General features: G+C 42.7%; 7 protein-coding genes and 2 tRNA genes. 7 read left to right on the top strand and 2 right to left on the bottom strand.

The window, feature by feature from the left end; translation table 11 throughout:
- The first annotated feature begins 59 nt into the window (after positions 1-59).
- The 6 genes from WAZ74_RS04155 (at position 60) to WAZ74_RS04130 (ending at position 6556) form a co-directional block, all read left to right on the top strand.
- Entirely contained in the window at positions 60-779 is a 720-nt protein-coding gene (locus tag WAZ74_RS04155; RefSeq protein ID WP_422306101.1) for a hypothetical protein, read from the top strand.
- Between the two features lie 88 nt (positions 780-867).
- Positions 868-1947 carry a DNA polymerase III subunit delta gene (locus WAZ74_RS04150; protein ID WP_422306099.1) on the top strand — a complete coding sequence of 360 codons (1080 nt, stop codon included), beginning with the start codon at positions 868-870 and terminating at the stop codon, positions 1945-1947.
- Positions 1948-2238: 291 nt separating this feature from the next.
- A complete protein-coding gene (locus WAZ74_RS04145) occupies positions 2239-3648 on the top strand; it encodes an efflux RND transporter periplasmic adaptor subunit (RefSeq protein ID WP_422306097.1) in 1410 nt (469 codons plus the stop codon).
- Positions 3649-3869: 221 nt separating this feature from the next.
- A complete protein-coding gene (locus tag WAZ74_RS04140; RefSeq protein ID WP_422306095.1) occupies positions 3870-5867 on the top strand; it encodes a MacB family efflux pump subunit in 1998 nt (665 codons plus the stop codon).
- Positions 5868-6240: 373 nt separating this feature from the next.
- A tRNA-Lys gene (locus WAZ74_RS04135) sits at positions 6241-6316 on the top strand.
- Between the two features lie 164 nt (positions 6317-6480).
- Positions 6481-6556: transfer RNA gene (locus WAZ74_RS04130), tRNA-Lys, on the top strand.
- A 262-nt stretch (positions 6557-6818) separates the two neighbouring features.
- Here WAZ74_RS04130 and WAZ74_RS04125 read toward each other — a convergent pair.
- Positions 6819-7601: an MBL fold metallo-hydrolase gene (locus tag WAZ74_RS04125; protein ID WP_422306093.1), complete on the bottom strand. Its 783-nt coding sequence runs from the start codon at positions 7599-7601 to the stop codon at positions 6819-6821.
- 328 nt (positions 7602-7929) lie between these two features.
- Positions 7930-10017, bottom strand: a complete 2088-nt coding sequence (locus tag WAZ74_RS04120; protein ID WP_422306091.1) for a catalase — start codon at positions 10015-10017, stop codon at positions 7930-7932.
- Positions 10018-10461: 444 nt separating this feature from the next.
- On the opposite strand from WAZ74_RS04120, the gene WAZ74_RS04115 reads away from it, so the two are divergent.
- Positions 10462-11259 (top strand): dienelactone hydrolase family protein, encoded by a 798-nt coding sequence (locus tag WAZ74_RS04115; protein WP_422306089.1) that lies wholly within the window; start codon positions 10462-10464, stop codon positions 11257-11259.
- Positions 11260-11537: the final 278 nt, after the last annotated feature.

Raw genomic sequence — 11537 nt, 5'->3', positions numbered from 1 at the left:
AATAATGCTTTTTTAAACAGTGCTTTTTAGGTCTTATTATAAAAATAAGGATAGCGACTATGTCATATAAACACCCTGCTATGCCGTCACATCAAACACCATCAAAGGGACAAAAGCGTATGCCTAACAAGCCGATTAGACAAAAACTAGTGACAGCATTACTTGCGGCTTTGCCAATATTTGCAATAGTTGGTGCGACTGCTAGTATTAGTGGTTGCGGCTTTCAACTACGCGGTTATGGCGCACCCATGTTGTTTGATGTGGCTAAAACAGCCGTGATTATCGAAGACAATCGCACCTCATTTCCACTGAAGTTACCACTCACAAGGCGCCTAGAAGCACTAGGTGTCGACGTGATTGATAATATGACCTTGGCTGACGTTACTAATAATAACCAACGAGCAGGCGCTGAAACCATCGCTGCCATTACTGTCAATAACATACGTTTTAAGCGTTATGAATTGGTCGGCGTATTAACGGAAATTCGCTTAGTATTGTCAGCCAATGTCAGCTATCAAAGTATTGAAAATGGCAAGCCTGTGACGCTTACCAATCCTATTCAAGTTGAGCGTAGCTATCAGTATAACGAAGCGTCGGTGAGTACCGATGACCAGCAAGGTGATCAAATTCGTGACTGGCTCTATGACAGTTTAGCGCGCCGTATTACCGATCAGTATGTCGCGATTGCGCTGCCTAAAGTGACACCTGCCAGCGCCAACACATCTGCTCAAATTGGTAAAGGCTCAGCCTCTAATGTCGTTATCGTACCCAAACCTTAGTTTTTAGCCGATTGCTCCTTCTAAAATTGCACTTTTTAAAATTGTACTTTTTAAATCCATATCCATAACCCTGTGTTCTTATCTCTCTATGCAAGATACTTTTATAAAAGCCTATCCAAAACTACTACAATCCTCAGTTGCAGTAGCTGGCTTATGGTTGGCACATGGGGATGAGCCGTTACTGAGTCAATGGCTAATTGATGCCTTGCGACCGCATTGGCGCGCGCAAAACTATGCCATCAAACGCATAGAGCTGGTGTCGGTTAAGAGCTGGCAAGAAGTACTATCAGAGCTTGGTAGCCAGTCTTTATTTGATGATGCCAGTGCATTGATTGTGACGGGCAATCATAAGCCTGATAAAGCGGCTATCACCGAGCTAGAGCGCTTTGCACAGGACGCTCAAACCGGTGCGCATAGTAATAGCCTACTATGGTTAACGTCCAAACAAGACAAACGTGCCCAAAGCAGCAAGTGGTTTGCGCCATTTGCTCAATACGGCCATGTTATCGACTGCAATTTATATAATGAGCAGCAGCGCCAGCAGCTATTACAGATACAGGCCCAGCAATTTGGCTTAACGCTGTCTCAAGATGCTTGGCAGCTACTCATGTTGCATACTGAACATCATTTACTAAGCGCCTATCAAGCTTTATGGCGGTTATCCTACTTATTTGCGCCGCAGCTAATGGCAAATAATGATGGTGATAATGCTAATCACGAGAATACCTCTAGCCAGCCTATTACAAACGTTGCATTAGATATTAGTGACTTGCAAGCCGCTTTGGTCAGTGATGCCCAATTTAGTGTGTTTGATTTATCAGATGCGATGCTTGCTGGTAATAGCGCGCAAGTAGCCAAAATCATCTTCCAGCTCAAAGCCACTGATGAACCAACAACCTTGGTTTTATGGTCAATCAGTAAAGACATGCGCCAAATTATGCAGCTAATGGATGGGCAAGACCCGCAAGCTCTTGGTATTTGGCGTAGCAAACAAGGCTTATACCAGCAAGCTTGTCGCCGTCAATCAAAAGCGCAAACAGCAGCATGGCCTGCGTTACTTTATCGCTGTGATCAAGCAATCAAAGGGCTTGTCATTCAACCAGCTTGGGAGCTATTATTACAAGCAGCGTTGGAACTATCAGGGAAGCGATTGTTTGAGGCTAAATGAATATGAATAAGCAAAGATGCTGTCTTCTGCTTATTATTGATAATTTTTCATATATTATATTTAAGCTTTAATAAATAAGCTTTTATAAATAACACTTCTAATTATACCCTACTCTTTCCTAGACCAACTCTGCTCACAACTCTAAACGCCCTTTTTAAATTTAACTTTAGCGTTCCTTCTTTGTTACTTCAGCGGTCTTTCTTAACCTTTCGCAAACTAATTGCCATTCCCTTTTGCTCATGAAGCCTCTACTATAGCTACACTTGATTTAATTGTGATTGGATTGTTGTCATGCGCAAAATGAGCAAAAAGTCTGCTATTAAATGGGGCATTATCGCCCTAGTCATCGTAGCTTTAGGGGCGTTGGCCTATAAAACCTTAAAACCAAAAGAAATCACGCCCAACTATCTAACGGCGACCGCTGAGATTGGCGATATCGAAAATAACGTCATGGCTTCTGGTAAAGTGAAAGCGCTAAATACAGTAGACGTTGGCGCGCAGGTATCTGGTGAAGTGACGCGTCTATTCGTTGAAGTCGGCGACGAAGTAAAAAAAGGCGATTTAATTGCGCAAATTGACCAAGTCACCCAAAAGAATAGTTTAAGCAACGAGCAAGCGAGCCTTGAGCAAAGCGAAGCCGCCCTGCAAAGTGCGCGAGCAGAATCGTTAAGTCGGCAAGCAGGTTTAAAAAGCGCCCAAGCTGATCTTGCCAGCCGTCAAGCCGAGTTAAGACAAGCGCAAGCAGATTTTTCACGCTTGCAAGGCTTACTCGCTATCGATGCGATATCGCAGCAAGATTATGATACCCAAGGGACAAAGGTTCAAACCGCTCAAGCAGCAGTCGCCAATGCGCGTGCTTCAATCGACACGGCCAAAGCGGCAATTGCAACCACTGCAGCAAATATTAATAGCCAGCAGGCAGCGTTACGTAAATCTCAGACCAACGTTAGCACCGCGCAGGAAGATTTAAGCTACACCACTATTCGTGCGCCGATGTCAGGTACTATAGTATCGGTCACGACGGAGCAAGGTACGACGGTTAACGCCAATCAAAGTGCACCAACCATTGTCACCTTAGCCGATTTATCCACTGTGCGTATCAATGCGCAAATCTCTGAAGCCGACGTCATTAACGTGCAAGCAGGTCTGCCAGTCTATTTTAATATTATTGGTAACCCCGACCAAAAATATAATGCGACTCTCAAAGCGATTGAACCTGCTCCTGAAAAAATCAGCGATACCAGCTCTACCGATGCCGCCATCTATTATGTCGGTTATATCGAGGTGCCAAATACCGAGCGCCGCTTCCGTATCGATATGACAGCGCAAGTTTATATCGTTATTAATCAAGCTAAAAACGCCTTATTAATTCCTTCTGCCGCCTTACAACCTGCTGGTAAATCTAGAAAACCTAAGAACTCTAAAAGTCCTAAACCAGATTCTAGCACTGCGCCTAATGCTAATAACAAGTCTGTTAATAAGCTTGATAAGAAACCTGATAACGACTCTAACACAACCATGGCCAATGTCCGCGTTCTAAAAGCCGATGGCGAAGTCGTTGAGCAAATGGTCAAAGTAGGTATCAATAACCGTGTCAATGCTGAGATATTAAGTGGTCTCAAGGCAGGCGATGAAGTCATATTAAGCGAAGAAGGTCCTGATAAAGGTGGCAAAAGCGGTAGAGGTGGTCGACCATTCTAATCATAGACTCTCATCACAGCATATCTAAATACATGCTGAAATTTATGATTAAGAATAGATGTCAACCATTGAGACTTTCGTATCGTTGATTCAATTTATGCTGGCATAATAGAGCTACTTGTAGATATATAAACGATGCTACAAGATTTTGATAAATTTAAATTGAATCGACGATATTAGCAGAGTCGCTTTGATATTGATTGAGATAAGCAGGACATCAAATGAGTACCCAATACCCAATTTCTAAAGCCACAGCCGATACTCCTTTGATGCAAGTTAAAGGATTAATTAGAGAGTTTAAAGCTGGCGAGCAGACCATTCGCGTCTTGCATGATATCAATTTGACCATTAATCAAGGTGAAATGGTTGCTATTATTGGGCAATCAGGCTCAGGTAAATCAACCTTGATGAATATCTTGGGTTGCTTAGATCAAGCGACTGCGGGCGACTATCAAGTATTTGGTCAGTCGGTTAGTAGCTTAGAGGCCGACGAGCTAGCAAAACTACGCCGTGAGCACTTTGGTTTTATTTTTCAGCGCTATCATCTATTGGGTGATATCAACGCTCGCGACAACGTATCTGTGCCTGCCGTTTATGCGGGTATGGACGGACAAGCCCGTAATGAGCGCGCCGAAAAGCTATTGTCAGACTTAGGACTGGCAGACAAAGTGAATAATCGTCCAAGCCAACTATCAGGTGGGCAGCAGCAGCGTGTGTCTATTGCCAGAGCGCTGATGAACGGTGGTGATATCATCTTAGCAGATGAGCCAACAGGCGCGCTTGATAGCAAATCAGGCGAAGATGTCGTACAAATCTTAAAAGACTTAAATGCGCAGGGTCATACCATTATCATGGTGACACATGATCCAGGTCTTGCTGCACAAGCTGAGCGTGTGATCGAACTTAAAGATGGTTATATCATTGCTGACTATAAAAATGAGAACTATCAGCAAGAAGAAGCACAACCGACACCCATGATAGATAAGCACCGTAAAAGTGCCTTGAGCAGCTTTATCGACCGTTTATTTGAAGCTTTCAAAATGTCGTTACTGGCCATGCGTGCTCATAAAATGCGCACTTTATTGACGATGTTAGGGATTATTATTGGTATTGCTTCCGTGGTGTCAGTTGTCGGTCTTGGTAAAGGCTCACAAGCGCAAATTCTGTCCAATATCAGCTCATTAGGTACCAATACCATCACCGTCACCGACGGCTACCCATACGGCGACCCTAGACGCCAATACAATGATGACAATCTAACCCCGCAAGACGCGCAAGCAGTCGCTGATCAGCCTTATGTCGTCAGTGTCAGTCCACAGCTCAATAGCAATATGAATGTCCGCTATCGCAACGTTCAAGAAGCCGCTAGTATCAATGGCGTTGGCAAAGATTATCTCGATGTGAGCGGTGAAAAGCTTGCAATGGGTCAAGGATTTGATGAACAAAGCATATTACGCCGTACCCAAGACATCATTATTGATAACAATGCTAGCAAGACATTTTTTCCTGACAATGCCAATCCCATCGGTGAAGTAGTGATGATAGGCAGCGTCCCTGGGCGTGTGATTGGGGTGCTAGAACCAAACGAAGGCGGCTTTGGTAGAGGTGCAGATTCTCCAACGTTATACATGCCCTACACCACTATGATGTCGCGAGTGATCGGCAGCGCCTATATTGAAAGCTTCGTCGCGTTGATTGACAATAATATCTCCTCCTCTGCTGCTGAATCTGCCATCTCTGAGCTCATGGAAAGCCGTCATGGTACCGATGACTTTCGCATACGTAACTCCGACTCTATCCGCCAAACTATCGAATCTACTACCGCTGCATTAACCTTACTGATCTCATCTATCGCTATTATCTCGTTAATTGTAGGTGGTATCGGCGTTATGAACATTATGCTGGTATCAGTGACCGAGCGCACCAATGAGATTGGGGTACGTATGGCAGTCGGCGCTCGCCAAAGCGACATCATGCAGCAGTTCCTTATCGAAGCTGTCTTGGTCTGTATCTTAGGCGGACTATTAGGTATTGGTATGGCTTTTGCGATCGGCGAGCTGATTAACCGTGTCGGCGGCGACAGCTTTAAAGTCATCTACTCATCAACGTCTATTATCGCCGCCTTTGTTTGCTCGACGCTTATCGGTGTTGTTTTTGGCTTTTTACCAGCACGAAATGCGGCCAAACTTGACCCTGTAGAAGCCCTCTCTAGAGATTAGAGATATTCTGAGCACCAGATTCAAAAGCTACTGTTTTAAAATTGACCGCAATAATAACTGGCTTAGAAAGAAGCTCAAAACCTAAATAATCGTTAAATTTAAATAATTATCACTTATTACATGAGATTTTCACCTTTTTGATAATTCGGGGTTGTAATTGTCCTAATTATATATATAATGTGCTCTCACGTTTAGAGATACAAATAATCTAAACGGGAAAACAAGTTTGTTGTCTCTTTTGATATTGGTAACTCGATAGATAAAGAAATCAAGCTTATAGACATTTTTTAGATGTCTAGTTTTAATAAATTTCCCTTTAAGGAAATTTATCTTGCGAAGCTAAAATTGTCATACAATTTTTTAACGCTTCTCAGGGCCGATAGCTCAGTTGGTAGAGCAGTTGACTTTTAATCAATTGGTCCCGCGTTCGAGTCGCGGTCGGCCCACCATATTTAGTAGTATATTTATTATGTACACCACCCTATAAGGTAGTGACTTAATAAACTAGAAACTCTAGGAGATTTTCTGTTAGAATATCTCCTAGAGTTTATCCAAGGTAAATTCTTTAGTAGTAAGTTTAAACCTAGTGTTGATAGAATATTGTCTTCGCTCAGGGCCGATAGCTCAGTTGGTAGAGCAGTTGACTTTTAATCAATTGGTCCCGCGTTCGAGTCGCGGTCGGCCCACCATATTTAGAAAAGCCCAGTCATTTAATGATTGGGCCTTTTTTTTGAATGTTTTTTGAGTATAGTCAGTTCAATGTAAAAACGGTAAAGCGGAACTAGGATGAATTTTTTGCAGCCTCTGTCGGCGTAGGCACAGCAAGCCAGAAAAACTCATCCTAGTCTCGCGTGATAAAATAGCATATCTGTTTTATTGGGTATCGACTATACTACTTTGAAAACTTTTTGATCAAGTGCTTTATTAGCTTAAGTACTTTTTATTGCCAATTTAGCGCTTATTTTTACGCATAAGAACCCCATCATTTTGACCCCAAAGTAGCTTATGCTTAATCGTGTCTTTAATCGTACGTCGATGCTTAGGTGCTTGAGCAATCAGCATATCAAAAGTGGCCGTATCAATATCTAGCTCGCAACCGTGTGCCATCAAAACATTGCTTGGCTGCAAATCTTTTACTTTTTGCAGTGACTGACTATATACTTTGGGGTCATAAATAGGGAATGGTGCCACAAATTTATGGTGCAGTTTGATGATTAAATCTGCTGTATAAATCTGACGGCTTGGCGTATGAAACAGCGACAAGTCACGATCTGTATGCCCTGGCGTCTCTAATACCTGCCAATCATCAAACTTAGGAATACTGTCACCATCGATAACGGTCAGATCAGGCTTTAAATGCGCTGCATACCAAAGATACTTAGGTGAGCGGCCTTGTCGCCTCGCCACATAGTAAGCAAGACCGATATCTGCCAGATGCATGACGCGCCCACCTACTCCGTCATACCATTGCTTTACCTTATCCGCAGAGACTATTAAGCAGCCGGTTTCTTTTCTAAATTTATGTGCCCCACCTGCATGGTCAGGATGCATATGAGTGACCATAACTACTTTTAAATCGCTTACTGGTCGCTCTAAAGTGTGTTTAATATAATCCAGCACTATTGATACATCAGCACGGCAACAGCCATCAAGTAGTAGGATTTTGTCTGGATATACCGCCAGGTAACTGCTTTGAATATATCCGTCTAACCGTACGATATTACATAAACTCATTTATCTTCCTTGACCTATTCTTGGTCATTATTGTGGTGCTTTTTATTCTTTATAATTGATTATGATTGATTAAATATAACGTTCTAGTATAACGCCCGTTACTGTAAAATAAATGACTTTGAGTGAACGCTTGTGTCCATAGTTTAATCATATTTGTTTTAATTTTGATACTTGCAATAAAATTCCGCATAAAATTATAAACAACGACCCTATTCTATTGCTCTTTATAAATGATTAAAAATGCAAAAACTCAGCACATAGGCTGAGTTCAAGGGTATGGCAGATTATGGTTAATACTATTGCTAATTGACGTGATTTACACTAAGTTCTAAGCTAAGTCACGAACCTTCGGCTCACGCTCCCATAGACGCGATTTAGCATTATCAATAAAGGCATCCAAATCAGACAATGGCGTGACAAAAGCGTCTTTTTCAATGGGCAGCTTACTTAAGATAAATTCATCGGTCGCCCCGCAATAAGAAATCGCTTTACAATGCACATAAGCATCTGTGAACCAATCTAGCGTTGAGCTGTCTTTAGCCAATTTTTTAGCTTGGTCTGGCATAATGATACTGACGACCGCATCGAACATCACTGATGGCGCACCAGCAACACGCTCAGCAGACTGAATACGTGTGCCATCATCAAGTGTGACTTCACGACCTGGGGCAATAATCTTCACGCTTGCGCCTTCCGCTTGCACCGCCTTCTCGTATTTCTCTATTTCACTATGTTTTGAGCCTTCCGCCACTAAAATACCAATCATGCGACCTTTTAGGCTCTTAGGTGACAGACCAATCGTTCTTACGGCAGGAGAAACGTCCATATCTTGCACAGGTGCGGCAGCTTCAGCCGCTTCAGGCAGATCCATACCAAGCGCTTTAGCAACACGGCTCGCCAAGTCTTCATCAATATTGCGCAAATGACTGAGCGTACGAGCGCGCACATGCGCCGTATCTACCTTGCCAAGCTCAAAGGCATAGGCTGAGGCAATATGTGCTTGCTCAATTGGCGTTTGGCTAAGATAGAACATACGTGGCTGACTATAATGGTCAGCGAAGCTTTCAGCACGTATCCGACCTTTAACCCCATCGTCTAATTGCTCATGGAACGATTCAAAACCTCTTTTGGCGCTTTCACGTGGCCTAGTTGGATCCAAACTTTGTGGTTCATATAGCACACGAGTCTTTGGCACTTGCATCTGCATATGACCATCTTGCTGATTGTTAGCAAACGGACATTTCGGTGCATTGATTGGAATTTGCGCAAAGTTCGGTGAGCCTAAGCGAGAAAGCTGAGTATCTAAGTAGCTAAACAGTCGACCTTGAAGTAAAGGATCATTACTAAAATCGATACCAGGCGGTACATGCGATGGGCAGAAAGCGACTTGTTCTGTTTCAGCAAAGAAGTTATCAGGATAGCGGTTTAACACCATTTTACCGACGATTTTGACTGGCACCATTTCTTCTGGAATTAGCTTGGTAGCATCTAAATGATCAAATGGAAATTCATTGGCTTCTTCTTCGGTAAATAGTTGCACACCAAATTCCCATTCAGGGAAATCGCCATTGTTAATCGCTTCAAACAAATCACGGCGATGATAATCAGGATCAGCACCAGAGATTTTTACGGCTTCATCCCATGTCGTTGACTGCACACCGAGTACTGGCTTCCAATAGAAACGCATAAAGGTACTTTTACCTTCTTTATTAATCAGACGATAGCTATGAATACCAAAACCTTCAACCATACGCAGGCTACGCGGCAAGCCTCTATCACTCATCAGCCAAATAACATTGTGCATGGTTTCAGGACTTAATGAAACGAAATCCCAAAAGGTATCATGGGCAGAAGCTGCTTGCGGAAAACCGCGATCAGGTTCAGGTTTGACCGCATGGACAAGATCTGGAAACTTCATCGCATCTTGGATAAAGAAAATGGGCATATCATTACCCACCAAATCCCAATTGCCTTCTTCGGTATAAACTTTAACTGAAAAACCGCGCACATCACGTGGGGTATCTTTTGAGCCTTGACTACCAGCCACAGTCGAAAAGCGCGTGAATAAAGGGGTTTGTTTGCCAGTTTCAGTCAAAATCTTCGCTATCGTATAGTCTTCTAGCGACTCGGTCAGCTCAAAATAACCATGTGCGGCACTACCACGTGCATGGACAATACGTTCCGGGATACGCTCATGGTCAAAGTGATGGATTTTTTCACGTAAGACAAAATCCTCTAATAACGTTGGACCACGTGGGCCTGCTTTAAGTGAGTTTTGATTATCAGAAATTGCCACACCCTGCTGGGTCGTGAGCACTTTAGTGTCATCACCGGCACGTTGATGGGTTTCACCGCCATTACCACGTGTCGTATTCATATCTTTAGCGGGGTCAGTATGATCAATATTCTTATTCATAAAATATCCTAGCTAGCTAATGAGTAAAAATGGGCTATAGATAGACCATTCAATAAGCGCCAACACAGTTTTTATATCCATAGAAATAATTGCGACTTCAAATGTCCGTTCATTTTCTGCGTTGTGGCACGGTTAAGCATAAAATTGACTCAAGCACTGCTGAGATAAAAATGCTGAGGTAGCAATGCTGAGTTCAACTATTATCTTACTCAAAAACCGACGACAGGTATGTCATCTATATCGTTAAGCGTGTTGATATTTGGTTAAGCAAAATAGGCAGCTCTTAATTTTAAAAACGATTTTAATGCCTATTATTTTTAATAATATAGGCTTGTCATGTCGTTATTCTTTACGCTATTCTTTGATAGATGTCTGCTCATTATGGATAAAAGGGTAGATTGACCTTTAAGTACGCTACTTTTCACTAACATAATGAGGCTAGCTATGACATTGACATCTATTTTTACCAAACCATCTAAGCGCTACAGCGAACAATTATTGTATAGTGCCTCTTTGGGCTTAATGGCATTACTGCTTAGCCAAACCGCTGCTGCTATTACGACTAAAAACGTGACTTATACGGTAGACAACCAGATTTACGAAGGCTATTACGCCAAAGCAGATAAGATCAATGCACCGTTTATCTTATTGATTCATGATTGGGATGGGCTAACCGATTATGAGCGCAAACGCGCTGATATGCTGGCGAATGAAGGTTATAACGTACTGGCTGCTGATATGTTTGGCCAGGGTATCCGCCCGACGACTATTGCAGATAATAAACGCTTAACTGCCGCATTATATGACGATCGCAGTAAGATGCGCCGCTTGCTACAAGGCGCATTAAATGCTGGTCAAGCGCAAGGCAATGACGCACGCACAGGCATCACGATGGGCTATTGTTTTGGCGGTACGGTTGCTTTAGAGCTAGCACGCTCAGGGTTCCCGCAAAAAGCGTTCGTACCCTTTCATGGTGCCTTTGATACCCCAACGGGTCAAAGTTATGATAAGACGACTGGCGAAATCTTAGTATTTCATGGGTCTGCGGATGAATCCGTCTCCCTTGAAAGCTTTGCCACTTTGGGCAAGACGTTAGAAGCGGCAAAAGTACCGCATGAAATGGTCACTTATAGTAGTGCGCCACATGCCTTTAGCGTGTTCGGCAGTGATAGCTATGATGCTCGCGCTGATGAGCGTTCTTGGAAACGTTATTTAGATTTTTTAGCCGAAGCCTATAAATAATTTGACTATTGAATGTATGCAAACGACATAAACAGCTATACATAAAAAAAAGACCTCTTAATCGATCGTTATAAGATTTTGATTGAGAGGTCTTTTTTGTTCCAAAGCTTTGGTGATCTATAGTCGATACCCAATAAAACAGATACGTTATTTTATCACGCGAGACTAGGATGAGTTTTTCTGGCTTGCTGTGCCTAGGCTGACAGAGGCTGCAAAAAATTCATCCTAGTTCCGCTATATCGTTTTTACATTGAACTGACTATAGTTTTTTTGAAATA

Source organism: Psychrobacter sp., from assembly GCF_049295055.1.
GTDB lineage: Bacteria > Pseudomonadota > Gammaproteobacteria > Pseudomonadales > Moraxellaceae > Psychrobacter.
Note: the sequence above shows the minus strand (reverse complement) of the source record. Positions and strands in the feature narration are given on the sequence as shown.